General features: G+C 69.1%; 22 protein-coding genes. 18 read left to right on the forward strand and 4 right to left on the reverse strand.

Translation table 11 applies throughout. The annotated features are described in order from the left end of the window. Positions 1-92: 92 nt before the first annotated feature. The 6 genes from aspS to AMK34_RS24830 all read left to right on the forward strand — a co-directional run bounded on the left by aspS (position 93) and on the right by AMK34_RS24830 (position 7623). On the forward strand, positions 93-1865 hold the full coding sequence (gene aspS / locus AMK34_RS24805) for an aspartate--tRNA ligase (protein WP_073846941.1): 1773 nt from the start codon (positions 93-95) through the stop codon (positions 1863-1865). After that, entirely contained in the window at positions 1865-2806 is a 942-nt protein-coding gene (locus AMK34_RS24810) for a DUF389 domain-containing protein (protein ID WP_038515661.1), read from the forward strand. Before aspS ends, AMK34_RS24810 begins: the two co-directional genes overlap by 1 nt. Positions 2807-2885: 79 nt before the next feature. Continuing rightward, positions 2886-4073 (forward strand): phosphotransferase, encoded by a 1188-nt coding sequence (locus AMK34_RS24815; RefSeq protein WP_073846942.1) that lies wholly within the window; start codon positions 2886-2888, stop codon positions 4071-4073. Positions 4074-4148: 75 nt separating this feature from the next. After that, positions 4149-4997: an SGNH/GDSL hydrolase family protein gene (locus AMK34_RS24820; protein ID WP_073846943.1), complete on the forward strand. Its 849-nt coding sequence runs from the start codon at positions 4149-4151 to the stop codon at positions 4995-4997. Between the two features lie 43 nt (positions 4998-5040). Beyond that, on the forward strand, positions 5041-6408 hold the full coding sequence (locus tag AMK34_RS24825; protein ID WP_073847181.1) for a replication-associated recombination protein A: 1368 nt from the start codon (positions 5041-5043) through the stop codon (positions 6406-6408). Between the two features lie 153 nt (positions 6409-6561). Next, complete coding sequence (locus AMK34_RS24830; protein ID WP_241832842.1) at positions 6562-7623, forward strand: hypothetical protein; 1062 nt, start codon at positions 6562-6564, stop codon at positions 7621-7623. 227 nt (positions 7624-7850) lie between these two features. Here the strand turns inward: AMK34_RS24830 and AMK34_RS24835 are convergent, their stop codons facing one another. Then, a complete protein-coding gene (locus AMK34_RS24835; RefSeq protein ID WP_073846944.1) occupies positions 7851-9104 on the reverse strand; it encodes an HNH endonuclease signature motif containing protein in 1254 nt (417 codons plus the stop codon). A gap of 322 nt (positions 9105-9426) precedes the next feature. Here AMK34_RS24835 and AMK34_RS24840 point away from each other — a divergent pair, with 322 nt between their 5' ends. The 11 genes from AMK34_RS24840 to AMK34_RS24890 all read left to right on the forward strand — a co-directional run bounded on the left by AMK34_RS24840 (position 9427) and on the right by AMK34_RS24890 (position 20233). After that, the gene (locus AMK34_RS24840; protein ID WP_073847183.1) at positions 9427-10995 is read left to right on the forward strand and encodes a purple acid phosphatase family protein; all 1569 of its coding nucleotides are present in this window, start codon (positions 9427-9429) and stop codon (positions 10993-10995) included. Between the two features lie 68 nt (positions 10996-11063). Beyond that, positions 11064-12101, forward strand: coding sequence for a BMP family ABC transporter substrate-binding protein (locus AMK34_RS24845; protein WP_051972589.1), 1038 nt, complete (start codon positions 11064-11066; stop codon positions 12099-12101). Further along, positions 12082-13599, forward strand: coding sequence for an ABC transporter ATP-binding protein (locus tag AMK34_RS24850; protein WP_241832843.1), 1518 nt, complete (start codon positions 12082-12084; stop codon positions 13597-13599). The genes AMK34_RS24845 and AMK34_RS24850 overlap by 20 nt, the downstream gene beginning before the upstream one ends. Continuing rightward, the gene (locus AMK34_RS24855) at positions 13596-14600 is read left to right on the forward strand and encodes an ABC transporter permease (protein ID WP_073846946.1); all 1005 of its coding nucleotides are present in this window, start codon (positions 13596-13598) and stop codon (positions 14598-14600) included. The genes AMK34_RS24850 and AMK34_RS24855 overlap by 4 nt, the downstream gene beginning before the upstream one ends. Further along, complete coding sequence (locus tag AMK34_RS24860) at positions 14597-15454, forward strand: ABC transporter permease (RefSeq protein ID WP_073846947.1); 858 nt, start codon at positions 14597-14599, stop codon at positions 15452-15454. Before AMK34_RS24855 ends, AMK34_RS24860 begins: the two co-directional genes overlap by 4 nt. Next, a complete protein-coding gene (locus tag AMK34_RS24865) occupies positions 15451-16179 on the forward strand; it encodes a nucleoside phosphorylase (protein ID WP_073846948.1) in 729 nt (242 codons plus the stop codon). The genes AMK34_RS24860 and AMK34_RS24865 overlap by 4 nt, the downstream gene beginning before the upstream one ends. Further along, entirely contained in the window at positions 16176-17306 is a 1131-nt protein-coding gene (locus tag AMK34_RS24870) for an acyl-CoA dehydrogenase family protein (protein ID WP_073846949.1), read from the forward strand. Before AMK34_RS24865 ends, AMK34_RS24870 begins: the two co-directional genes overlap by 4 nt. Further along, entirely contained in the window at positions 17306-18316 is a 1011-nt protein-coding gene (locus tag AMK34_RS24875; RefSeq protein WP_073846950.1) for a methylthioribose-1-phosphate isomerase, read from the forward strand. The genes AMK34_RS24870 and AMK34_RS24875 overlap by 1 nt, the downstream gene beginning before the upstream one ends. After that, on the forward strand, positions 18313-19029 hold the full coding sequence (mtnC, locus tag AMK34_RS24880) for an acireductone synthase (protein WP_073846951.1): 717 nt from the start codon (positions 18313-18315) through the stop codon (positions 19027-19029). Before AMK34_RS24875 ends, mtnC begins: the two co-directional genes overlap by 4 nt. Continuing rightward, entirely contained in the window at positions 19026-19658 is a 633-nt protein-coding gene (gene mtnB, locus AMK34_RS24885) for a methylthioribulose 1-phosphate dehydratase (RefSeq protein ID WP_073846952.1), read from the forward strand. Before mtnC ends, mtnB begins: the two co-directional genes overlap by 4 nt. Then, complete coding sequence (locus AMK34_RS24890; protein ID WP_073846953.1) at positions 19655-20233, forward strand: 1,2-dihydroxy-3-keto-5-methylthiopentene dioxygenase; 579 nt, start codon at positions 19655-19657, stop codon at positions 20231-20233. The genes mtnB and AMK34_RS24890 overlap by 4 nt, the downstream gene beginning before the upstream one ends. Positions 20234-20378: 145 nt before the next feature. On the opposite strand, the gene AMK34_RS24895 is transcribed toward AMK34_RS24890, so the two are convergent. The 3 genes from AMK34_RS24895 to AMK34_RS24905 all read right to left on the reverse strand — a co-directional run bounded on the left by AMK34_RS24895 (position 20379) and on the right by AMK34_RS24905 (position 25806). Further along, positions 20379-22757, reverse strand: coding sequence for a chitinase C-terminal domain-containing protein (locus AMK34_RS24895; RefSeq protein WP_073846954.1), 2379 nt, complete (start codon positions 22755-22757; stop codon positions 20379-20381). Between the two features lie 167 nt (positions 22758-22924). Further along, the gene (locus AMK34_RS24900) at positions 22925-23608 is read right to left on the reverse strand and encodes a VOC family protein (protein WP_073846955.1); all 684 of its coding nucleotides are present in this window, start codon (positions 23606-23608) and stop codon (positions 22925-22927) included. 119 nt (positions 23609-23727) lie between these two features. Beyond that, the gene (locus AMK34_RS24905) at positions 23728-25806 is read right to left on the reverse strand and encodes a phosphocholine-specific phospholipase C (RefSeq protein WP_073847184.1); all 2079 of its coding nucleotides are present in this window, start codon (positions 25804-25806) and stop codon (positions 23728-23730) included. A 154-nt stretch (positions 25807-25960) separates the two neighbouring features. On the opposite strand from AMK34_RS24905, the gene AMK34_RS42805 reads away from it, so the two are divergent. Beyond that, positions 25961-26449: a hypothetical protein gene (locus AMK34_RS42805; RefSeq protein ID WP_158073307.1), complete on the forward strand. Its 489-nt coding sequence runs from the start codon at positions 25961-25963 to the stop codon at positions 26447-26449. The last annotated feature ends 2 nt before the right edge of the window (positions 26450-26451 follow it).

Raw genomic sequence — 26451 nt, forward strand, 5'->3', positions numbered from 1 at the left:
GCGAGGCATTCGGGGTCTTTCGATAGCCTGTCGAGTCGTCGGCGATAGGCCGTCGAATCGCAGAATCGTGATGCCGAAGGAGAGCACCCGCAGTGCTTCGCACCCACAAAGCCGGCACCTTGCGTGCCGAGCACGCCGGTCAGACGGTCACCCTCACCGGATGGGTGGCCCGGCGGCGCGATCACGGCGGCGTCATCTTCATCGATCTGCGCGACGCCAGCGGCGTGAGCCAGGTCGTCTTCCGCGAGGGCGAGATGGCCGAGCGTGCCCACCAGTTGCGCTCCGAGTACTGCGTCCGCATCGTCGGCGAGGTCTCGAAGCGCCCGGAGGGCAACGCCAACGCCGAGATCCCCACCGGCGAGATCGAGGTGCTGGTCACCGAGCTCGAGGTGCTGTCCGAGGCCGCCGTGCTGCCGTTCCCGATCGACGACCGCGTCGACGTCGGCGAAGAGGTGCGCCTCAAGCACCGCTACCTCGACCTGCGCCGCAGCGGTCCCGCGGCCGCGATGCGCCTGCGCAGCGAGGTCAACCGCGCCGCCCGCGAGGTGCTGCACGCCCAGGAGTTCGTCGAGGTCGAGACCCCGACCATGACCCGCTCCACCCCCGAGGGCGCCCGCGACTTCGTCGTCCCGGCCCGCCTCAAGCCCGGCTCCTGGTACGCGCTCCCGCAGTCGCCGCAGCTGTTCAAGCAGCTGCTCATGGTCGGCGGCCTCGAGCGGTACTACCAGATCGCGCGCTGCTACCGGGACGAGGACTTCCGCGCCGACCGGCAGCCGGAGTTCACCCAGCTCGACATCGAGATGAGCTTCGTCGAGCAGGACGACGTCATCGCGCTCGGCGAGGACATCGTGACGGCGCTGTGGAAGCTGATCGGCGCCGAGATCCCCCGGCCGTTCCGGCGCATCAGCTACGCCGAGGCGATGGAGAAGTACGGCTCGGACAAGCCGGACCTGCGCTTCGACCTCGAACTCACCGACATGACGGCGTTCTTCGCCGACACCCCGTTCCGCGTGTTCCAGGCGCCGTACGTCGGCGCCGTCGTGATGGCGGGCGGGGCCGACCAGCCGCGCCGCACCCTCGACGCCTGGCAGGACTTCGCCAAGCAGCGCGGCCACCGCGGGCTCGCCTACATCCTGGTCAACGAGGACGGCACGCTCGGCGGGCCGGTCGCGAAGAACCTGTCGGAGAAGGAACGCGAGACGGTCGCCGAGGCCGTCGGCGCCAAGCCCGGCGACTGCGTCTTCTTCGCCGCCGGCAAGCCCGCCGACGCGCGTGCGCTGCTGGGCGCCACCCGGCTGGAGATCGGCAGCCGTCTCGGCCTGATCGACGAGAACGCCTGGTCGTTCGTCTGGGTCGTCGACTTCCCGATGTTCATCTCGGCCGAGGAGTCCGACGACGTCGCCGTCGGCGGCGGCAAGTGGAAGGCACTGCACCACGCCTTCACCTCGCCGACCCCGGAGTGGATCGGCAAACTCGCCGACGACCCCGGCAACGCGCTGGCCTACGCCTACGACATCGTCTGCAACGGCAACGAGATCGGCGGCGGCTCGATCCGTATCCACCAGCAGGAGCTGCAGAAGCAGGTCTTCGAGCTGATGGGCCTGTCCGAGGAGGAGGCGCAGGAGAAGTTCGGCTTCCTGCTTGACGCCTTCGCCTTCGGCCCGCCGCCGCACGGCGGGATCGCGTTCGGCTGGGACCGGATCGTCATGCTGCTGGCCAAGGCCGAGTCGCTGCGTGACGTGATCGCGTTCCCGAAGACCGGTGGCGGGTTCGACCCGCTGACCGCCGCTCCCGCGCCGATCACCGCGGAGCAGCGCAAGGAGGCGGGCATCGACGCCAAGCCCGCGCCGCCCGTCAAGAACTGATGCTCCACCTCAGGGCCGTGTGCCCGCCGGACCGGACCGACGAAGCGATCCGGATCCTGCGGGCACACACCGGGACCGCGCACCTCGTGGTACATCACGGGGTGGCGGTCGCGCCCGAGGGCGACCTGATCGAGGCGGACATCGCCCGTGAGGCGGCCGACGAGATCATCGAGTCGCTGTGCGGGCTCGACCTCGACCACACCGGCGGCATCACGTTGGAAGCGCTGGACACCGCGGTGTCCGACGCCGCCGACAAGGCCGAGGAGGCCGCGCCGGGCGAAGGCGCCGACGCGGTGGTGTGGCAGGAACTCGTCGGCCGTTCCGGCGAGGAGTCCCGGCTCACCTGGACATTTCAGGCATTCCTGACCATCGCGTGCCTGCTGGCGGCGGTCGGTGTCATCACGAACTCGGCCGTCACCATCGTCGGCGCCATGGTCGTGGGGCCGGAATTCGGGCCGCTGGCCGCGATGGCGGTCGGCCTGGTGCTGCGCCGCGGCGATCTCGTGCGGCAGGGCGGGGTCGCGCTGCTCGGCGGGTTCCCGATCGCCATGGTGATCACCCTCGGCGTCGTGCTGGTCGGCAACGCCACCGGCGTGCTCGAGGTCAGCAAGCTCGCGGACAACCACGAGGTCGATTTCGTTTACCAGGTGGGAATCGCGTCGCTGATCGTCGCGCTCCTCGCCGGCGCCGCGGGCATGCTTTCCATGACGTCGGCCAAATCCGCCGCGCTCGTGGGCGTCTTCATCTCGGTGACGACGGTGCCCGCCGCCGGTTACGCGGTGGTCGCGGCCGTTGCCGGTCAGTGGGAACGGTGCCTTTATTCGGCCGGTCAGCTGCTGGTCAATCTCATCGGAATCGTTGCAGCTGCGGCCATTGTGCTGACATTGCGCCGTCGTGGGCAACGATCGAGGGTGACGGAACGTCCGCTTTCACGCGGATGAGTCCTCGATCGCGCCAGTGCGCGCGATTGCCCGGATCTCAGTGGTCATGGTTGCTCAGTCACGAGTAGGGTCGGTGGCAATGACAGTCGATACCTCCTCTGCCGACGATTCGACCGTCGGAGCTGGAGCCGAAACCCTCGCCGTGGCGGCCGCGGTCGCCGCCGGCGAGTCGGTCCTCACGCGCCGATTCGGCAGCGCGATCACCCTCGTCGCCCCCGAAGACCTCGCCGGCAGCGGCCCGGCCACGGTCGTGCGGGCGCGGGTGGCGTCGTCGCCGTTCGCGCTGCCGCGCACCCTGGTCATCAAGCACTACCCCGATCCACCCGAACCGGGACGGCCCGATCCGTTCGCGCAGGAGGCGGTCAGCTACCAGCTGTTCACCGCGCTCGCGCCGGAGGACCGGATGTGCCCGGAGCTGCTGGCGCACGACGGCCGGGACCGTGTCCTGGTGATCGAAGACCTCGGCGGCGTCCCGACGTTGCACGACAAGCTCCACGCCCGTGACGCCCGCGGTGCCGAACGTGCCTTGCTGTCCTGGGCCCGGTCGCTGGGCAGGTTGCACGCGACCACGGCGAGCCGTGAGCCCGATTTCAACGCGCTGCTGCGCCGTCTGGGCGGCCCGGTCAAGAACGAGGACGCGCCGCTGCCCGCGGTCTGCGCGCAACTGCCGGGCCTGCTGGAGGAACTGCTCGACGTCGAGACGCCGGAGCCGGTGCAACAGCGGGTCATGGAGGTCGCCGAGCGGGCGGGCGCGCCGTCGTACCGCGCGTTCAGCCCCGTCGATCTCAGCCCGGACAACAACCTCGTGACCAGCGGCGGAGTGCGGTTCCTCGACTTCGAACGCGGCCGGGTGCGCAGCACCCTGATGGACGTGGCGTACCTGCGGCTCCCGTTCGCGTCGAGCGCGGACGCGCTGGCCCTGCCGCCGGGTATGAGCGAGGCGATGATCGCGGCCTGGCGGTCCGAGGTCGTCTCGGTCTGGCCCGGGCTCGCGGACGAGGAGGCGCTGGCCGAACACCTGATGGACGGTCAGCTGCTCCTGTTGTGGGTCCTCACCTGGGAGATCCTCCCGGAGCTGGACCTGGACCGGCACGCGACGCCGATCAGCCGGGAGGCCGCGCTCGTCACCTGGTGGCGTGAGCTGGCCAAACACTCGCTGCGCGCGCGGCTGACGCATATCTCCGAGCACGCCACCAGGGTCGCCGCGGCCCTCGGCGCCCGGCTCGGGCCGCACGCCGATCTCGCGTTCTATCCCGCGTTCCGGTGACCGCCGCACGGACTTTTCGCTCGACCGTCCTCGCCGCGTTACCCAGGCATCACCACGGGTGAGTCTGCGTGGCCGATGGTGGCTACCGTGACCGTGATCAGTGTCGAAGTCACTCCGAGTCCCGAACCCCTTCTTCCTCCCGCACCGGCGGTCCCGCGGTCCGCTCGCAGACTGGTCGTGCTCGGCGATTCCACGGCCGTGGGCCTGGGCGACCCGCTGCCGGGCCGAGGTGGCTGGCGCGGGGTCGGCCCGCTCGTCGCCGACGCGCTCGGCGTCGAGCCGGACGGCTACCTGAACCCGTCGTTCACCGGGGCGCGCATGGGCTGCGTGCTGACCGAGCAGCTGCCGGAAGCCGTCGCGCATCGGCCGGACGTCGCGCTGGTGGTGGCGGGCATGAACGACACGCTGCGCCCCGATTTCAGCGCCGAGAAGATCGCCGCGGACCTCACTGAGGTGATCCGTTCGCTGGCCGCCGTCGGCACCGTCGTGGTCCCGGTGCGCTACCACGACCACGGGAAGGTGTTCCGCCTCCCACAGTCGCTGCGGCGCGCGTTGAGCGAGCGGGTGGCCGAGCTGAACGCCGCCATCGACGGGGTCGTCGAGCGCGAGGGCGTGCCGTGTCTCGACCTCGAACTGCTGCCCGGCGCCTACGATCTCACCGCGTGGAGCGTCGACCGGCTGCACCCGTCGGAACTCGGGCACCGGATGCTGGCGACCGGGTTCACCGAACGGCTCGCCGAGGCCGGGTTCGCGGTGCCGCGGCCGGTGAGCCTGACCTGCTCGGGAGGCGTGGAGCCGAGTACCGCCGGGCACGTCGGCTGGCTGGTGCTCAAGGGCATCCCGTGGGTGTGGCGGCGGGGGCGTGAGTTCGTGCCGTACGCGGCCGTGATCATGTGGCAGGCGTTCCGGGAGCGGCTGCGCTGACCTGTGGCCGGAACCGTCGGTGGGTACGGCTACCGTCGACACCGTGGCACAGGACGAACTCTTCACCGTGAACCCCGACCTCGGTCCGCCGCCGGAGCCGGCCGAGCCGAGGGAGGTCGCCGTACCGGCGGGCTCGCCGCTGGCGGTGCGGATGCGGCCGCGGTCGCTCGACGAGGTCGTCGGCCAGCAGCACCTGCTGCGTGAGGGTGCGCCGCTGCGGCGGCTCGTCGAAGGCGCGGCCCCCGCTTCCGTGCTGCTCTACGGCCCGCCGGGTACCGGCAAGACCACCCTGGCGAACCTCGTCTCCGCCGCGACCGGTCGCAGGTTCGTGGCGATGTCTGCGCTGTCGGCCGGGGTGAAGGAAGTGCGCGGGGTCATCGAAGAAGCGCGCCGCCGCCGGAACTACAACGCCGAGAACACGGTACTGTTCATCGACGAGGTTCACCGGTTCTCCAAGACCCAGCAGGACGCCCTGCTCGGCGCGGTGGAGGACCGGACGGTGCTGCTGGTGGCCGCCACCACGGAGAACCCGTCGTTCTCGGTGGTCTCGCCGCTGCTGTCGCGGTCTTTGGTGCTGCAGTTGCGGCCGCTGACCGACGCCGACATCGTCGCGCTGATCGAGCGCGCGCTGGCCGACGAACGCGGTCTCGGCGGCGAACTCACCCTGACCGAGGACGCGCGAGACCATCTGGTGCGGCTGGCCTCCGGCGACGCGCGGCGCGCGCTCACCGCGCTGGAAGCGGCCGCCGACGCGGCGAGCGCGACCGAGGCCAAGACGATCGATCTCGCCATCGTCGAGTCCACAGTGGACAAGGCGGCGGTGCGTTACGACCGCGACGGTGACCAGCATTACGACGTCATCAGCGCGTTCATCAAATCGATCCGAGGGTCGGACGTGGACGCCGCGTTGCACTATCTGGCGCGGATGATCGAGGCGGGGGAGGACCCGCGGTTCCTGGCCCGGCGCCTGGTCGTGCACGCGAGCGAGGACATCGGCATGGCCGACCCGACGGCACTGCAATCGGCCGTCGCGGCTGCGCACGCCGTGCAGTTCATCGGTATGCCGGAAGGCCGTCTCGCGCTGGCGCAGGCGACCGTGCACCTGGCGACGGCGCCGAAGTCGAACGCCGTCATCACCGGCATCGACGCCGCGCTGAGCGATGTCCGGTCCGGGCGGATCGGGACGGTGCCGCCGCATCTGCGCGACGGACATTACGCGGGCGCGGAGAAACTCGGCAACGCGAAGGGCTACCGGTATCCGCACAACGTGCCGGAAGGTGTTCTGGCGCAACAGTATCCGCCGGACGAGCTGGTGGGGCGGGACTACTACGAGCCGACGCAGCGCGGGGCGGAGCGGACGTTGCACGAGCGGGTGCCGAAGCTGCGGCGGACCATTCGGGGGGAGCGTTAGCCCGCGTTCGGAGCAATGTCGCCGTGATCGGTAACGATCGTTGATCTTGGGGCTATATCCCCGGTGGCTGGGGGATGCCGGGTTGTCACGCTGAGTGGGATCCCCCGTGCTCGACCACGACGGCGAGCAGAACTAAATCGACAACCTCACCTTATGGTTGATTTCAGAGTTCGTGTTTTCCTGGCCTCTTCCCTCGCGGTTCTCGCCGTGGCGGCCGGAGTCGCCGCCCCCGCGGTGGCGACCGCCGCTCCGGCCGGGGCTTCGGTCGTGACTTCGTCCGAGGTCCGCACCAAGGCCGCCGCGGTCGTCGGGCTCACCGTGACCCCGGAACTGCTGCGGATCGAAGAACGTGACTTCGTCTTCGAGATCTACCGGGCCGCCCGGCAGCGTGGCGAGATCGCGCGGGAGGTCCAGTACGCGGCGCTCGACGCCTACAACGGCGGCTGGACTTCGTTGTTCCTCACGACCGGGATCTACGAGGCGCACCAGCGGGACCTGGACCGGGAAACGCTCTACCAGGCCCGGCGCGCGGAGCGGCAGCCCGCCGCCACGCTGCTCGGCTTCGAGTTGACCACGATCTTGCTGGCTTATGACGACAAGAACTTCGTCTTCGCGTTGTGGGAACGGGCCGCGAGCGGTTCGTTCGTGAAGGCAGGGGCGGGCAGGGCCTTCGGCGGAACCCCGGCGGAGCAGAAGGACTTCATCGTCCGCGGCATCTTCGTCGAACACCAGCGTGACGTGGACGCGGCCGAAAAGGAAGCCGCGGAAAAGAAGCTTCGCGACGCCCGGGTGAAGGCGGCCGCCGTCGTCGGCATGGATCCGGCACTGGCCGCTCAGCTGACGGACGAGTATTTCGTGCAGCAGATCTGGTCCCGTGACCTGGCGCCCCGGGACTCCGAGGTGTGGAACCGGGCGTTCCACAGCCGGACGCCGGAGCAGTGGCGGACCTTCATCGACACCGGCATCTTCGAGGCCGCGGCGAAGGACAAAGTGGACGGCATCAAGGTGCGCGCCGCCGCCGTCGTCGGTATCGACGCCGGATATGCCAGGTACCTCCAGGAAGAGCCTTTGGTGCGCGAGATCTGGACCAGGGCGAGGCCCGGCAGCCAGGTCCAGGCCGCCGCCTATCGTGCCCTGCAGAGCGAATCCCCGGCGCAGTGGCGGGTCTTCCTCGAGACGGAGATCTTTGTCGCGGAGGCGGTCGACCGGTCGTAAGTCAGGGTCGTGATCGGGCCGATGGCGACGGACTGTGTGGATTTCGGGGCGTTGGATGACCTGAAATCCACACAGTCGTGCGTGATCGGTCCGGTCACGATCGTCCGTTGGAGACGGATGGGGCTGTGCATGGACATTCGGGTTCGGGTGCCGGCCTGGTCGCTGAATCGGGGGTTTCGGGCATGACGAGAGGCCCGTCGCCTTGGTGGCTGGCGGGCTCCTCGGGGTCAGACGTGGTGCAGGGTGTTACGCCGGGGTTGTCGGAGCGGATCTCGGTATTGGGGTGGGATGAACTCCGGTAACCCATCGGCCGCCATCCGGACTTCCCAGTCACCGTGATGAATCAGCCGATGATGGAAACCGCACAGCAGGACTAAATTCCGGAGATCGGTCGGCCCGCCGTCTGCCCAATGATGAATGTGATGAGCGTGGCAGTTCTTGGGTTTCCGATGACACCCGGGGAAGGCGCAGCCACCGTCGCGGATGTTGAGTGCGCGTCGTTGGCCGGGGGTGACGAACCGTCTCAGGCGTCCCATATCCAGTGGCTCGCCCGAGGAACCCATCACGACCGGCAGCATCAGGCAATCGCAGGCCGCGAGCCGGGCTTCCCGTGCCGTCATCGTCCCGACGAAGTCGAGACACGCGGTGCCGAGGCCGGACTTCAGTTCCTCCAGTCCGATGGTGACGTGGACGAGGGTGCGGTAGCCGCTGGTCCCCGGTTGGTCCGGGCACGCGATCGCCAGGTCGAGGAGTTCGGCCCAGGCATCTCCCATGCGTTCGCACTTCATCCGTAGATCCGCTTGCCCGAATTCGTCGACTGGGCGTGGCTGGGCATGCGCCTCTAACGCTGCGGCGGTCCGGGCCCCGGTCTCGTCATCGAGGAGGCCGGTGAGTTTCCAGAAGCCGTCTTTGCGGCGTTCCAGGGTGATCTCGCGGCGTGGTTCTTTGGGTTCGGGGTCTTTGGGTTCGTTGCCGTCGGGGTTGAGCAAGCCTTGCAGGTTCGCTTCGGCCTTGGCGAGTTGGCGGGGTCCGGCGTTCGGGGCGAGATTGGCGAGGATCTGCTCCGCTCCCGCCCGGTCCTCGGCTGAAATGTCGGCGGGAAGGTTTTTCAGGATCTCCAGGATCTGGTCGATCCGTTCGTCCCCGACCAGTCCCTGGGCGGCGACCGCGGCAGTCGTGGGCGCGACCGGCGGAACCTCGGTTCCGTCCAAAGCCCGGGTGGGGTTCAGCGCGATCGCGCGCTTCACGATCGGACCCGCCTCACCCCGTGACAGCCCCGCGATCTCGGCGAGCCAGCTGGCCGTGCTGCCGTGCCCGTATAAGTCTTTGGCGCCCCGAGATTCGATCTCCGCCAGGAACTGCCCCAGACAGGCGGTCGCGATCCGGATCACCTGCAAAGCGTGCTGCACGCCATGGGCAAGCTCCAGCTTGCCGGCGCGCCACAGTTCCTGCGGCAACTCGGGGAGGAAGGTCTCGGACACCCCTCCATAATACCGCAACTTTGTCGAACGCGTGTTCGTAATTTTAAGCAACGAAGATTACCGCGCAAACAACACTGAAGAGTGATGCGGCCTCGTGTAAAGGTCACGCAAGGAGAACGTGCCGCATTTAGTCGACTAAATGCGGAAGAGGATGCCGCCCACGCGAAGAACGCAAGGAGAAAGCGAGTCGCAGTTAGTCGACTAAATGCGGAACAAAGGTAAAGTGCGCTTGAAACCCCCTTGATCCCACCCTGGGCAGTTAGACCACTCCCGTTGGTCTCGACGTCGCGAGCCGAACATGTCCGTCGGCGAGTATCCGCGCATGGAAATCCCCAGGGTCGGTGTTCCCGACGCGCTGGCCTCGCGTCTCACGATGGCCGAACAGCACGAATTCCTCAGCCGCCGCACGATTCTGAAGGGCGCAGTCCTCGCGGCCGGTCCGCTTCTCCTGCAGGGCACCGCGTACGCCGACGGCGACAAGGTCGTCCCGGCGGGGCGGCATCTCGCGTTCGGCCGGAATCCGCGGACGTCGATGCGGGTCGCGTGGCAGGTGCCGGCGCCGGTGCGCAAGCCGTTCCTGCGTATCGCCGACGGCGACGGCGGCTGGAGTCATCGCATCCCGGCCGAGGTCCGCGCGCTGCATTCCGAGGTCGCCGGGGTCATCGCGCCGTACGACCAGTATTACCTCCACGCCGAGGCCGACCATCTCTGGCCCGGCCACTCTTATCGGTACGCGGTCGGGCATGAGGGTTTCGACCCGGCTTCGGGGGACGGCGGATCCGCGGCGATCTCGACGTTCACCACCGCGCCCGCGCGGGGGATCCCGGCGGGCAAGTTCACCTTCACCGCGTTCGGCGACCAAGGCGTCTCGACGACGGCGCTCGCGCAGGACGGTGCCGTCGCGCGTCAGAACCCGCGTTTCCACCTGCTGGCGGGCGACATCGCGTACGCCGACCCGAGCGGCGCGGGCAAACCGCCCGGGTCCAAGCCCGACGCGGACCACGATCTCTTCGACCCCAAGGTCTGGGACGCCTACTACCGCCAGATCGAGGGCGTCGCGGCGTCGGTGCCGTGGATGGTCACCACCGGCAACCACGACATGGAGGCCCTCTACTCGCCCGACGGTTACGGCGGCCAGGTCAAACGCTGGGACTTCCCCGGCACCGGCCCGCACGACTGCCCCAGCGTCTACTCCTTCATCTACGGCAACGTCGGCGTGATCTCGCTCGACGCCAACGACGTCTCCTACGAGATCCCCGCCAACCTCGGCTATTCGCACGGCTCCCAGACGGCGTGGCTCAAGCGCCGCCTGCGGTATCTGCGGTCGCAGCCGGACGTCGACTTCATCGTGGTCTTCTTCCACCATTGCGCCTACTCGACGACCAACCAGCACGCGTCGGAGGGTGGCGTCCGCGAGCAGTGGGTCCCGTTGTTCGACGAGTACCAGGTCGACCTCGTGATCAACGGGCACAACCACATCTACGAACGCACCGACGCCCTGCGCGGCGGCAAGGTGACCCGCGAGGTCGAGATCGGCGACACCGTCGAGCCGGATCGCGACGGCACCGTGTACGCGACCTGTGGCGGCGGCGGGAAGAGTCTCTACAGCTTCCCGGTGCCCGACACGTTCGCGGGCGAGTTCCAGTCGTATCACTGGGTCAAGGGCGGTGAGAAGGTGACCGAAACCGTCTCGTGGTCCCGCGTGCGCTACACCGGGTACTCGTTCCTCGCGATCGACGTCGAGCCCGCCTGGCCCGGCCGCCGGACGACGCTGACCGTGCGGACCCTGCGCAACGACGGCGCCGAGATCGACCGGTTCACCCTGCGCCGCACCGCCGGTCTCCCTCGGTCACGGCACGCTGTCCTCGGCGCCGACCCGGGCGACGTATAACGTCCTACACGGTTCCGCATGGTGGGACTCGGTGCCATATCGTGGACCGGAGACATACAGTCCGGGACATGTCGCCGAGAACCCTCCTGCGGGCCGTCATGGCCGTTTCCGCCGTCACGCTCCTCGCCGCGTGCAACGCCTCGGCCAAGGATCCGGCCGCGCAGAACGCCGCCGGACCCGCGCTGGTCCTGATCACGCCGAGCCCGGTCGGCGTCAACGACTTCCTCAAGCTCGCCGTCCAGGGCATCGAGGACTCGGCCAAGAAGCACAACGGGACGCAGAAGGTCTACCAGAGCACCGATCCGGCCTCGATCCAGCAGAACCTCGCGGCCGCGGTGCGGGAGAAGCCCGCCGTGATCGTCGCCGTCGGCTTCAACTTCGCCGACGCGATCGCGGCCGAGGCCGAACGCAACCCCGGGCAGAAGTTCCTGTTCGTGGACTCCTGCACCACCAAACCGTTCCCGAACGTGACCTGCGCGGTGTTCCGCGAGCACGAGGGCAGCTACCTCGCCGGCGCCGAAGCCGGGCTGCTGAGCAAGAGCGGCAAGGTCGGCGCGGTCGTCGTCCTCGACGCGCCCCAGTTCCGCCGGTACTCGATCCCGTTCGGGCAGGGCGCCGAGAAGGCCAAGCCCGGCACCACGCTCGCCCCGCTGTTCATCGGCGGCGCGAACCCGTTCAACGATCCCGCCCGCGCGAAGGCGCTGGCCACCACGCTCGCCGGTCAGGGCGTCGACCACGTCATGGGCGCGGCCTCCGCGGCGGGCAACCTCGGCGTGTTCGAGGCAGCCAAACAGGGTGGTTTCTTCGCGTTCGGCGTCGACGCGAACCAGTGCCCGGCCAGCCCGGGCCAGGTCGTGGACAACGTCATCAAGCGCACCAACGTCGTCATCGGCGACGGGGTCGACGCGATCCTCGGCGGCAAGACCGGCGAGACGAAGTCCTACGGTGTCAAGGAGAAGGGCATCTCCCTGACCGGGCTGGAGCCCGACGCGGCGACGTCGCAGTGCGTCGTCGCGACCCACCCCGACGTGCTGGCCAAGGTCGGCGAACTGCGGGACCAGATCATCTCGGGCGCGATCGTCGTCGATGACCCCGCCAAATCCTGACGCCGTCTCACTCCGGGGGATCGTCAAGCGGTTCCCCGGAGTGCTCGCGAACGACCACGTCGACCTCGACGTCGGCAGAGGCGAAATCCACGCCCTGATGGGCGAGAACGGCGCGGGCAAGTCGACGCTCATGTCCGTGCTCTACGGCCTCCACCGGCCCGACGAGGGTACGATCTCCTTGCACGGCAAGGAAGTCTCCTTCGGTTCGCCCGCGCAGGCCATCGACGCCGGTGTCGGCATGGTGCAGCAGGGATTCGCGTTGTTCGGCGAACTCACCGTCACCGAGAACGTCGTGTTCGGCAGCGAACCGACCCGCCGCGGCCTGCTGGATCGCAAGGCGGCGACGGCCCACGTCACGGAACTGATCGAACGGCACGAATTGCGGCTGCGGCCCGGTGACCGGGTCCGCGACCTGCCGGTCGGGCTCCGTCAGCGCGTCGAGATCCTCAAGCTGCTGTACCGAGACGCCGGTGTGCTGATCCTCGACGAACCCACCGCCGTGCTGACCCCGCCCGAGACCGAGCGGCTCTTCGGCGTGCTGCGCGCCCTCGCCGCCGAGGATCGCACGATTCTGCTGGTGTCGCACAAACTCCAGGAGGTCCTCGCCGTCAGCGACCATGTCACGGTGCTGCGTGACGGCCGCGTCAGCGCCCGCGGGCGCACGGCGGACCAGACCGCCGCCGGGCTCGCCGCGGCGATGACCGGACGCGAGGTCGACCTCGATCGCGTCCATCCGCCTGGGGCGCCTGGCGACACCGTCCTCGAAGCCCGTTCCCTGACCGTTCCCGGCGTGGAAGGAAAACCGTTGCTGGACGACGTTTCCCTGACCGTGCGTGCCGGGGAGATCGTCGGCGTCGCCGGGGTCGCGGGCAACGGGCAGGCCGAGCTTTCCGGTGCCATCACCGGCCTCTTGAAGACCGGCGGCACCATCGTCCTCAATGGACAGAAGCTCGATGGACTATCGGTACGTGCGCGAAGGGATGTCGGGATCGCTCATGTCCCGGAAGACCGCGCCGAGGTCGGCTCGGCGCCCACGGCGGGACTCCGGGAGAACCTGGCCGTCGGCTTCCACCGCAAACGACCGTTGGCGCGCAAGGGATTCCTGCGCCGCAAGGCGATCGACGACCACGCGGCGGCGATCATCGAGGACTACGACGTCCGCGCGTCCGGCCCCGCCGCCGCGATGGGCACCTTGTCCGGCGGCAACCAGCAGAAAGCGATCTTCGGCCGCGAACTCACCCACGACGCGCCGTTCCTGCTGGTAGAGCAACCCACCCGCGGCGTCGACGTCGGCGCGATCGAGAACATCCACGCGAGGCTCGTCGCCCATCGCGACGCCGGGCACGCCGTCCTGTTGATCTCCGCCGAGCTCAGCGAGATCCTCGCGTTGTCGGACCGGGTGCTGGTGCTGTTCGAAGGCCGGATCGTCGCGGAGTTCACCAAGGACGAGGCCGATCAGCACACGGTGGGTCTCGCGATGGCGGGAGGCGCCGGATGAGCCGCGTCCGTCTCATCGCCGTCCCGGTCGCCGCGGCGCTCGTCCTCGGCGCGATCCTGTTGCTGGCCACCGGAACCGACCCGCTGGCGGCCTATGGCGCGATCGTCTCCGGCGCCTTCGGCCCCGACGGTATCGGCGACACCCTCGCCTACGCCGTCCCCGTCGCGGGGATGGCCACGGCGCTCGCGATCCCGTTGCGCGCGGGCATGGTGAACCTCGGCGGTGAGGGCCAGCTGGTGCTCGGCGCGATCAGCGCGCTCGCCGTCGGCCTGTACGTACCCGGACCCGGACCGGTGAAGGTGATCCTCGCGCTGCTCGCGGGAGTGATCGCCGGAGCCGCGTACGCCGCGCTGGCCGCGGTCTGCGAGAACCGGCTCGGCGTCCCGTTGCTGATCAGCACGCTGCTGCTGAGCTATCCGGCGATGTCACTCGCCGGGTACCTGGTGCGGTTCCCGTTGAAGGACGCCGGTTCCAGCCTGCCGCAGAGCCCGCAACTGACCGAAGGCGCGCGGTTGCCCGAAATCGACGGCGTGACGACCGGGATCTTCCTGGTGGTGGCGGTGATCGCGGTCTACACGGTGATCGACGCCCGCACTCCCGCCGGTTTCGAGACGAAGGTGACCGGCTGGGCGCCGCGGTTCGCCGCCTACGCCGGGATCGACCGGCCGAAACTCACGCTGCGGCTGCTGGCCGCTTCGGGCGGGACGGCGGGACTGGTCGGCGCGATCGCCGTCCTCGGCTTCCCGTACCGGTTCATCGACGGCGCGCTGATCACGCCGCAGTACACCTGGATCGGTCTGCTCGCGGCGCTGCTCGCCGGGGCCAGCCCGCTCGGCACGCTGCTCGCGGCGGTCTTCTTCGCGGCGCTGACCAGCGGCGGGTTCGCGATGGAACGCGCCACCCAGGTCCCGCGCGAACTCACCGCGGTCCTGCAGGCGGTGCTGATCATCTTCCTGGCGGCGACGTCGGGCGTCTTCAAGCGGAAGGCGGAGCGCGCATGATCGACGCGAGCCTGTTCTCCTCGGCGCTCACCGCGTTGACGCCGATCCTGTTCGCCGCGCTCGCGGGCGCGCTGTGCCAGCGGGCCGGCGTTTTCAACATCTCTCTCGAAGGCTCGCTGCTGGTCGGTTGCTTCGGCGCGGTCGCGGGCAGCTGGTACACCGGCAGCGCGTGGATCGGCGTCGTCGTGGCGGTGCTCGCGGCGACGGCGTATTCGCTGATCCTCGCGATCGGCTCGATCACCTTCGACGGCGATCCGATCGTGCTGGGTGTCGCGAGCAACCTGCTGGCGGTCGGCCTGACGAGCTTCCTCATCCGCACCGTCTTCGGCACCGAAGGCTCGTTCAGCGACCCGTCGCTGCAAGGGCTGGGCCAGTTCGGCCCGATTCCGGGGCAGTCGCTGCTGGTCTACCTGTCCTGGCTGGCCGTGCCCGCGCTCGCGGTGCTGCTCTACCGGCATCCGTGGGGACTGCGGCTGCGCGGGGTCGGGGAGCGTCCGGAGGCCGCGTCCAGCCTCGGTGTCAACGTGACCAAATATCGCTATGGCGTGATCCTCGCCGGCGGAGCGCTGTGCGGTCTCGGTGGCGCGCAACTGGCGCTGGGCTCGGTGACGCTCTTCGCCGAGAACATGACCGCCGGCCGCGGCTGGATCGCCGTCGTGGCCGTGATGCTGGGCCGCGCGCATCCGCTCGGGGTGCTGCTCGCGGCGCTGTTGTTCGGCCTGGCCGAGGCGTTCGGCTTCCGGCTCCAGGGCATCGGGTTGCCGCAGCAGGCCACCGACGCCGCCCCCTATGTCGTCACGCTCGTGGCGTTGTTCTTGTCCAACCTCAAACGCAAGAAGGGACAGCCCGCGTGAGCGACGTCCTGCCCATCACCAAGATTCCCCGGCACGGACTGCCACCGCGGGCTCTCGTCGTGGGCGATCCCGACCGCGCGACCGCGGTGGCCGGGTCGCTGACGGACGCCGTCCTCGTCGGGCAGAACCGCGAGTACCGCAGCTACACCGGCACCTGGAAGGGCGTCCCGGTCGTCGTGTCCTCGCACGGCGTCGGCGGGCCCGGCGCGTTGTGCCAGTTCGGCGAGCTCGCCGAAGCGGGCGTCCGCACGTTCCTGCGGCTCGGCACCGCCGGTTCGCTGGCCGACGGGATCACCGACGGCGACCTCGTCATCGCCGAGGCGGCGGTCCGCGACGACGGCGTCACCCAGCAGCTCATCCATCCGGAGTACCCGGCGTTCGCCACTCCGGAGCTCGTCGTGGCCCTGAGCCGCGTGGCACCGGAGGCACGCCGGGGCGTGGTGTGGACGCGGGCCGCGTTCAGCCCGCTGGTACTCACCCTCCCGATGGCCGAATACCTGGCCGCGCGGGTGATCGCCATTGAGATGGAACTCTCCACGTTGCTGGTGTTCGCGGCATTGCGCGGCCTGCGGGCCGGTGGTGTGCTCGTGATCGACGGCGACGCGCGGCCCGACCACCCCGACCCGTCGGCCTATGACCCGCACCGCGACGTCGTGGCCGAGGGAGTGGCGAGGGCTACGCGTGTCGCCCTCGACGCTCTCGTCGACGTGGAAGGGGCGGAATGACCGAAGTGTGGCGCAAGGCGGCTCACGAACTGGCGAGCACGCTGGCGGCGGACGCGGCCGAGCGCGACCTCGCCGGACGTCTCCCTGTCCACGAAGTTGGACTGCTGCGCGAGTCCGGGCTGCTGTCCTTGCTCGACACCGGCGGCTGGACGGCCGCGAACGAGGCCACCCGTATCGTCTCCGCCGCGGACGCGTCGGTCGGTCATCTGCTCGGCTACCACTACCTGCAGCTGTGGCGCACCGGCCTGTTCGGGCCGCGCGCGGCGAGCGAGCCGGGCTGGTTCTGGGCGGGCGTGAGCAATCCGCTCGACGCCGCCCTGCTCCTGACCCCGGCCGACGGCGGGTTCACCGTCGAGGGCACCAAGACCTTCGCGACCGGCGCGGCCGTCGCCGACCGCCTCGTGGTCAGCGCGACCAGGACCGACAACGGCGAGAAGCTGACCTTCGTCGTCGACGCGCGGACCGACGGGATCACCTTCCCCGGTGACTGGGACAACATCGGCCAGCGGCTCACCGCGAGCGGCGCGGTGCGGTTCGAAGCCGTCCGCGTCGCGCACGACGACGTGCTCGGTGCCCAGCCGGAGGACCAGTCCGATCCGAAGGTGCCCCGGATCTCCCTGGCGGCGATCGGGTTCCAGCTCATGCTGGCGCAGGTGTACGTCGGCCTCGCGTTCGGCGCGCTCGACGCCGCGGCCGTCTACACGCGGGAGACCGCCCGGCCGTGGACACTGTCCGATGTGGACAAAGCGACGCAGGATCCGTACACCCTGGCGGGCTACGGCGAGCTGGTCGCGACGGCGCGAGCGGCCGGATTCGCCGTCGACGCGGCGGTTTCCGCGCTCGGCGAGGCCGACGAGCGCGGCTTCGACCTGACCCCGGCCGAGCGTGCCGAAGCGGCGATCGCCATTTCGTCGGCGAAGATCGTGGCAAGCCGGGTGGCCGTCGAAACCACGAGCAAGGTCTTCGAGTTCACCGGCGCGCGGGCCACGGCGACCAAGTACGGCTTCGACCGCTTCTGGCGCAACGCCCGCACGCTGACCCTGCACGATCCCGTGACGTACAAGGCACGCGAGGTCGGCGACCACTTCCTCAACGGCATCCCGCCGTGCCTCTCGGGGTACAGCTGATGACGCTGCCGATCCTCGCCGACAGCGTCCGCCTCGACGACGAAGGCGTGCACATCCTCGACCGCCGGGTCTTCCCGTTCGAGCGGGAATGGGTGCTCTGCCGGACCTCGGAAGAGGTCGCGGTCGCCATCGAAGACATGGTCACGCAGTCGTCCGGGCCGTATTTCGCCGCGCTGGGCGCGATGGTGCTCGCCGCGCGCGAGGCGTCCGGGCTCCCGGATCCCCGGGCCTACCTGCGGCGGGCGGGGGAGCGGATCGTCGCGACCCGCAAGACCAACAACCATCTGCGCAAGGCCGTCGCCGCCGTTCTGTCCGAAGTGGACAAAGCGACGGGCGACCTCGTCGAGGCCGCGACGGCCGGGGCGCGGGCGGGTGACGAGTTGTACCGGTCGCGCAGCCGTGCGCTCGGCGAACACACCGCCGCGTTGGTGCCGGACGGGGCGACCGTGCTGACCCATTGCTGGGCGGACCTGTACCTCGTCGAATTCGTGCTCGCCGCGCGACGGCGGAGCAAGGAGTTCTCCTTCTTCTGCACGGAAACCCGGCCGTACCTGCAGGGCGCGCGGCTGACCGCCGAGACGCTCGCCGAGATGGGCGCCGACACCCGGCTGATCACCGACGGCATGGGTGCCGCGGTGCTGGCGTCGGGCGAGGTCGGAGCGCTGGTGACCGCGGCCGACCGCGTCACCATGGACGGTCACGTCGTCAACAAGATCGGCACCCTGGGGCTCGCGGTGGCGGCGGAGGCGTTCGGCGTGCCGTTCCACGCGATGGTCCAGGCACCCGACCAGGCCGCGCCGACCGGCGCCGACGTGCCGATCGAATACCGCGACGGCGACGAGGTGCTGAGCGCGCTCGGCCACCGCGTCGCCGGTGAACACGCCCGTGGGCACTATCCGGCTTTCGACGTGACACCACCGCGTTTCGTGACCACGGTGGTGACCGACCGCGGGGCCTTCGAACCCGGACGGCTCCGTGAGTACTACGCAGAAGGGGAAGCGAACCAGTGACCGCAACGCTGACCGCCCGATGGGTGGTCCTCGACATCGAGGGCACGCTGACCGCCACCAGCTACGTGCACGTGACCCTCTACGACTACGCGCGGCCGCGGCTGGGCCCGTGGATCGACGAGCACCCGGAGGATCCGGAGGTCGCCGCCGCCGTCGCCGAGATCAAGGAACTCGGCGGGCTCCCGGCGGACGCGTCCACTGTGGACGTCGTGCGGGTGCTGCACGGCTGGATGGACGCGGATCAAAAGATCGCGCCGCTGAAGACGTTGCAGGGCCTCATCTGGCAGCGCGGGTACGCCGAGGGTGACCTCACGACGGAGTTCTTCGGCGACGTCGCCCCGGCGCTGCGGTCGTGGCACGAGTCCGGGCTGCGGCTCGCGGTGTTCTCGTCCGGTTCGGTCGCGGGGCAGATCGCGTCGTTCTCGCGGACCACCGACGGCGACGTCACCGGCTTGTTCGAGCGGCATTTCGACACCGTGAACGCCGGGCCGAAACGTGAGGCGCCGTCGTACCGCGCGATCGCCTCCGCGCTGGAGGCCGAACCGGGTGACATCGTGTTCTTCTCCGACGTCCCGGCCGAACTCGACGGGGCCGCCGCCGACGGCTGGCAGACCGTCGGGCTCGCCCGCGAGGGTGAGCCGTTCGGGGACGCCGATTTCGGGACGCACCGGACGATCCGGACGTTCGACGAGATCAAGGTCGTCCCTCGATGAGTGTGCTGGAGCTGGCCGGACGCGCGCTCGCGGAGGAGTCCGCCCGGTTCGCCGGGCTGGGCTGGATGCGGGGCACGTCCGGCAACCTCTCGGTGGTGCTCGGCCGTGACCCGCTGCGGGTCGCGGTCACCGTCAGCGGACGGGACAAAGGCGAGCTGACCAGCGACGACGTCGTGGTGGTCGGGGAGGACGGGCTAGCCGTCGCGGACCAGCCGCATCCGCACAAGGTGCCCTCGGCCGAGGCGGGACTGCACGCCCGGATCGCGGCCGTGTCGGGCGCGGGCGCGGTGATCCACGTGCACGCGCTCGCGCCGGTGGTGGCCGCCGAGCACTGGCCGGACGGCGTGGAACTGCGCGATCTGGAGATGCTCAAGGGTTTCGGCCGCGCCGCGCACGACGATCTGGTGACCATCCCGGTGATCGCCAACGGCCAGGACATGCGCGTCCTCGGCGACGCGTTCGAGGCCGGGTTCCGGGCGGACACGCCGGCGGTGATCGTCGCGCGGCACGGGATCTACGTCTGGGGCGATGACCTGCGCCACGCGCGTCATCGCCTGGAATGTTTGGAGTGGTTGCTCCGGTTCCGGGTAGAGACAAGACTCGTGGGAGAGGAAAGGGGAGTGCGATGACCCTGCTGACCGTATGGCCGGACGACCGGCCCGGCGAGATCGCGCTCAGGACCGAGGATCCGGCCGTGATCACCGGGGAACTGGGGCGGCTCGGCGTCCGGTTCGAACGGTGGGACCTCGTCGAGGACCTGCCGCGCGAAGTGACGCCCGAGCAGGTGCTGGCCGCCTACGAGGAGCCGATCGCCAAGGTCTCGGCGGCCGAGGGCTACACGTTCGTGGACGCCGTCCGCATGACCCCGTCCGACGAACCCGGCTGGGCGGCCACGGCCGCCGAAGCCCGGCAGAAGTTCCTCGCCGAGCACACCCACGACGACGACGAAGACCGCTTCTTCGCGCGCGGGTCCGGCGTGTTCTATCTGCACGTCGGGGGCAAGGTGTACGCGGTGCTGTGCGAGGCGGGGGACCTGCTGAGCGTGCCGGCGAACACCACGCACTGGTTCGACATGGGGACGCGGCCCGACTACGTGTCCATCCGGTTCTTCCACGACGACGGCGGGTGGGTCGGTGACTTCACCGGCGCGACGCTGGCGGGGGACTTCCCGGGGTTCGACGAGCTGACCGCCGGGCGTTACTGAGGATCTCGGGTGTCATGAAAGGGTCGTTCAGGACGTTTTCTGTCCTGAACGACCCTTTCATGACATATCCGGATGCCAGGAACGGTCCTTTCCTGGCAAAATTCGCAAGGAAAGGACCGTTCCTAGCGCGCGCTGCCGGGGTCGATCAGGCCGGTGCCCAGAGGGCGGGCACGTTCGGCGGCTCCCAGCCGGCCAGCGACCGGTGGCCCTGCCGGCACACGTACGCCGTGCCGTTGTAGGTCACCCTCGCGCCGGTGGCGTAGTCGACACCGGGCTTCCAGGCGTCCGACGGCACCGAGGTGGTCGTCGTCGGCGTGGTGGTGGTCGTCCGGGTCGTGGTCGTCGGACTGGTGGTCGTGGTCGTGGTTCCCGTCGTCGGTGTGGTCGTGGTCGTCGGCGGGGTGCCACCGCCACGCGGGTTGTCCGACGCGATCGCGTACGTCGTCCCGCCGAAGGTGAAGGTGAAGTTCGACGGCGACGCGATCGGCATGTAGTAGTTCAGCCGGATCTCGATCGTGGCGCCCGGGGCGATGGTCTGCCAGCTGGGCACGGTCACCGCGACGTGCTGGAAGTCTCCCTTCATTCCGCCGACGTTGGGCCCGCTGTGGCCCTTGCTCGTGACCGTCAGGCCGAAGCCGGACTGGTCGGACATGCTGCCGGGCGCGCTCGTGCCGTAGTCGAACTCGATCTTCGTCCCACCGGGGATGGTGGTGGTCGAATTGTTGGTGATGCGCATCCGCGGGGTGATCGGGTAGTTCGCGTCGCCCAGTGCGAATCCGGTCAGGTTGATGTGCGCGTTCAGCACCGACGAGGGCGCGGGACGCGGCGACTTGGCGTTGCCGTACGGGGCGGCGCCGCGCAGGCCGTCGTTGATCTTCGTGATCAGCGTGTCGCCCATGAAGTACTGACCCTTGGCGCTGTCGAAGGCGTAGTCGCCCGCCAGCTCCCAGATCATGATGCCGCCGATACCCTTGTCGGCCACGTACTTGGCCTTCGTGGCGAGCGACTCTTCGTCCTCAGTGGACAGGAACACCTTCTTGTCGTTGTTCCACAGCCACGGCGTCACCATCGTGTTGTCGTAGAACCTGTTGTAGGAGCCGGAGAGCCGGTCCTTCGGGTTGTTCTTCGGGTCCAGACCGTACTTCTCCAGGTAGTCCGGGGTGATCTCGTTCTCGAGGTTCTTCGCGTGCCACATGGGGTTCGCGCCCGCCGGCACCTCGGCGCCAGTCAGGCTCATGTCGTGCCAGAGGTTGTCGATGCCGATCGCGCCGTTGCCGCACGGCACGGTCGAGCCGACCTGGGATCCGGTTCCCGGTGGACACTGCTTCTGGTCCGGTAGTGGAGCGGTACCCCACAAACCGTTCGTCCCGCCGGAAACACCTTGCCAGCCGCGGGTGTAGAACCCGACGCCGATGTTGATCCGGCCTGCCTGCATGGCACCGCGGAAGTAGTGATACGCCCAGTCGGTGTTGAGATAACCCTGCCCGTCGTACTGCGGGGTCGTGTACACCTGCCAGTGCGCGAGTTCCGCGTCCTTGCCGTTGTCGTAGAGCGCGGCGTTCGGCCCGGCGAACTGGTTCCACGCGCCGTGCAGGTCGTAGCTCATCATGTTGGCGTAGTCGAGATACTGCGTGACGCCGTAGACCTCCTGGCCGCGCAGCAGCCAGCCGGACGCGGGGACGGCCGCGGTCAGCAGGTAGTGCTTGCCGTCGGCGGCGCCGGCCTGGTCGATCTTCTGGCGCAACGTGCGCATCAGGTTCTCGTAGCCCGCCCAGAGGGTGCCCCGGTTGGACTGCGCGATCCAGTAGTCGTCCGGGTTGCCGGCGTAGTTCGCCGACGTCGCGTACTCGTAGTCGATGTCCGCGCCGTTGAATCCGTAGTCGCGCAAGAACTTCACGACGGAATCCGCGAAGGTGTCGATGCTGGCCTGGCTTTGCGTCATCTTGTAGAACCCGCCCGACGCGTTACGCGTGCCGTCCGGGTTCAGGAAGCCGCCGGTCTCGGCCCAGCCGCCGATCGAAACGAGCGTCTTCACGTTCGGGTACTGCTTCTTGTACTTGTTCAGCAGATTGAAATGTCCCTTGTAGGGCAACGAGGGATCCATCTCCGCGCCGGGAACGCCCGGCCATTCCATGCCGATGGACTCGTTGTTCGGGCCCGCGGCGCCGACCGACACCTTGTTCTGCGCGTCGACATGCGCGAACGCGTAGTTGAGGTGGGTGACCTTGGTCCACGGGATGTTGTTCGCCAGATACGCGGGCGCGCCGTTCTTTCCGGTGCGCCAGCTGGTGAAGTAGCCGATCACGCGGCGGGAATGCCCTTCTCCCAGGGATTCCCGGCCGTTCGTGTCGTAGACGGTGCAGTAGGGGGTGTCGACGCCGGGTGTCCGGTACAGCCCGTCGGGACGACAGTCCTCGTGGCCTGCCGCGCTCGACGTGGACGGGGTGATGACGACGATCATGAGTCCGGCCAGCGTGATGAGCGACGCCAGCAGGGGGAGTAGTTTCCTGGTTCTCCTTGGCACGCCGAACCTCCGACAGTGGAAGATGGCCCTCGGTCACAGCAGCTTGAGCCGCGGACCTGGCGCGCGTCAATAGGTGTAGACCAATTTCCATCCTGTGCCGTACGGCGGAGCGTACCTGTGGTTCGTCAGGTCCGGCTTTGCCGGGACGGGCCATAGTCCCGGCTACATCAGGATCGTGTTATGCCGCCGTTTTCCCGTATCAAGAAGGAAAACTCGTTCCCGTCGGGATCCGCCATCTTCACCTGCCCGTCGAGGTCGGCGCCGAGCCGGGTCGCGCCGAGCGAAACCAGCCGCTCCACTTCGGAAAGCGGCCCGGTCAAAACGAAACGCAGCCGGTTCGGTCCGGTCTTCGGCGTGAACGGCGGGCCGCCCCAGGTGATCTTCGGGCCACCGTGCGGCGAGCGGATCGCGGTCTCCTGGTCCTGGTCCCACACCAGCGGCCAGCCGAGCGCCTTGCTCCAGAAGTACCCGACCTCCTGGGAACCGTCGCTCGCGATGGCGCCGACGAAACCGCATTCGGCGAGGAAGTCGTTGCCCGGCTCGATGACGCAGAACTCGTTGCCCTCGGGGTCGGCGAGCACGACGTGCGTTTCTTCGGGGAGCTGGCCGATGTCGATGTGCCGTCCGCCGAGTTCGAGTGCCTTCGCGACCGTCCGGCGTTGGTCTTCCAGCGACTCGCTCGTCAGGTCGAAATGCATCTGGTTCTGGCGGGTCTTCGGTTCGTCGCTGCGTACGAAACTCAGCCGGAAACCGGTGTCCTCGATCGCCCGGCCGAGCAGTCCGGTCCAGAACCGTTCGAGAGCGCGCGGATCGTGCGCGGCGATACGGAGCGCGTGCAGGGTGGCGGCCATAAGCGACGCTAAGAGCGACGACGACCGGCACGCAACCCGATTAACGCGTGATCAGAGACGGAACTCGCGTGATCAGAGACGGAACGCCTCCAATCACGCGAGTTACGCCTTCGGAACGGTCAGCAGGAGACGCCGGGCCGTCCGTTCTCCACCCGCGCGGTCAGCGTCCGCAGGAACGACGGATCCCCGTCCGCCGTCACGCGAACGTCGTACCAGCCGCCGGAAACCGGCCAGTCCACCGTGACCGAACGTCCCGCCCCGACGCGCACGACCCGCGTGAAGCGAGAAGACGACAGGCGCAGCGTCAGCGCCGAAGTGCCCGAGTTGGACAGCTTGAACTCGACGCCCGAACGCCACGTCAGGAACCGTGTCCGGACATCGACGCCGGCGGCGGCGCCGGACCGGCTCCCGCGCAGTTCCCACCACGCCCGGTTCGGCCCCTGGACGACGACGCGGTACTCGTCACCGGCGAGCTTCACGAGCTCCGGCGCCTCGCCGCGCACGTCGCGATGCGCGGGCTCGGCGAACTCGCCCTTGTACGGGTACAGCGCGAAATGCGCCGATGACGAGCCGCTGTTCGCCAGCGACAGCGCCAGATTCCCCGACTTGTCCACCGCGCCGGACACCGAAACCTGGTACGGCAGCGGACGGGACGGCCGGTTGCCGGGTTCGGCCACGGGCAGGCTCTGCTCCGCCGGGGCGGACGGCCGCCAGCGGCTGATCGGCGCGGGCACCGGGCCGGGCCGGTTCACCCGCGGCTGACGTCCGGCGCGCGAGAAGTCGAAGGCGCCGGTGAGGTCGCCCGCGACGGTCCGCCGCCACTTGCTGATGTTCGGCTCGGCGATCCCGGTCCAGCGCTCGAGGAACCGCAGCACCGAGGTGTGGTCGTACACGGTGGAATCGACGTGGCCGCCGATCGACCACGGCGAGACGACCGTCATCGGCACCCGCGGGCCGAAGCCCAGCGGCTGGCCGTTGAAGTGGTCCGCGTCGTTCGCCGCGTTCCCGGGCGGCATCGGCGGCGGGACGTGGTCGAAATACCCGTCGTTCTCGTCGAAGTTGATCAGCAGCACCGTTTTCGACCACGTCTCGAGGTCAGACGCCAGCGCGTCGAGCACGCGGTAGATCAGGTTCGCGCTGCCGACCGGAGTGGACGCGCCGGGGTGCTCGGAGTCCTTCGCGGACGGCACCAGCCAGCTCACCGCGGGCAGGCGCCGCGCCTGGATGTCCGCCTTGAGCCGGGTCACCAGCGTCTCCGGCTCGCTGCGGTACATGGCCTTCTTGAACAGGTTCCGCTCGGCGGGCGTCAGCTTGGCGACTCCGGCGTCGAACTGCGCCAGCAGTTTCGCGCGCTCCTCGGCGGTCTTCTTGGGCAGCGCGTCGTAGAACTCCTCGGTGGTGCGGAACTTCTCTTCGACCGAGGCGAGGATCTTCGTGCCGACCTTCTTGAACGGCACGAAGTACTCGACCGCGTTGTCGGTGAAGTTGTCCCACTCCTGGTAGATCTGCCACGGCACCCCGGCGGCTTCGAGGCGCTCCGGGTACGTCGTCCAGTCGTAGCCCTTGTGGTCGTAGGAGTACGCCGCGTTCGTGACCGCGCGGTTGGTCGTGCTGCCCGGTTCGAATCCCGTCGTCCCCGTCCACAGGAAGTTCCGGTTCGGGTTCGTGGAGCCGAAGATCGAGCAGTGGTAGGCGTCGCAGATGGTGAACGTGTCCGCGAGTTCGTACTGAAGCGCGATGTCGCGGCGCTCGTAGTAGGTCATCGTGGCGGGCGTCTTCGCCGCGATCCAGCCGTTGTTCCAGCCGCGCGCCCACGCCTTGCCGCTGCCGTTCCAGCTGTGGTCGAGGTCGCCGAGGTACTGGATGTCGTCCGCGTTCCGGCCGGCGAGTTCGGCCGCCTTGCGCACCGAGAACGGCAGCACCGTGCCGCCGGCGGGATTCGGCTGCTCGAACACCGATCTCCCCGAGGGCAGTTCGAGCGGACGCGGGTCGGAGAAGCCGCGGACACCGCGCAGGCTGCCGTAGTAGTGATCGAACGACCGGTTCTCCTGCATGAGCACGATCACGTGCTCGATGGCGTCGAGCCCGCCCCGCCGCATGGGTTCGGCCATGGCGGCGTGCACGGACGGCGGGAGAAGCGTGGTGGCGGCCGCGGCGCCGGTGGCGCCCAGCAACGTACGACGTGACAGTTCAGGCATGCCGGAACCTTGTCCCAGGAACATGAACGTCACAAGAACCGAACAGGTCGACTCGGCGTCGTAGCCGGGTGGTGACACCGCGTCGATCCGCCGTTCCGGGCTTGGTCCCTGGCCGCCACTGTGTTTAGAGTATGCCGCCCGTACGAACCCCTGGATGGCCGTGTTTCCTGATCATCACAACGAAAACGAGAGTGGGGGAGACCCCGCCAGACCGGTGTTCGTCGACCCCAGCGGCCGTCGCCGCACCGTCGTCCGGCGGATCGCGATCGGTGCCTGCGCGGTCGTCGTCGGTTATGGGATCCTTCTCACGGCGGCGCTTTTCGGGGCGCCGACCCTGCCTTCCGCGTTGATCCCCGCTCCGCCGCCCGCGCCGTCGGCGACCACCGAGGCGCCGTCCGAGACGACTTCGTCCGGCCCCAGGCCCACGTCTTCGCGAACCGGATCGACCGATTCGCCCGCCACCGGGCGTGCGCCGGCGGATACGAGCGCCGGCCGGACCCCGCCGGTGAACCCGGTCTCGACCGGGGCGACGCCGCCGGGGCTCACGAGCACCTCCTCACCGGGGATCGACCGCCGCAACAGCCGCGCGCCCGACGTCCCGCCTGGACAGACGAAGACCGCGCCTCCCGGCAACGGGCACTGACC

Origin of the sequence: Amycolatopsis sp. CB00013 (assembly GCF_001905755.1) — a bacterium.
Taxonomy (GTDB): Bacteria; Actinomycetota; Actinomycetes; order Mycobacteriales; family Pseudonocardiaceae; genus Amycolatopsis; species Amycolatopsis japonica.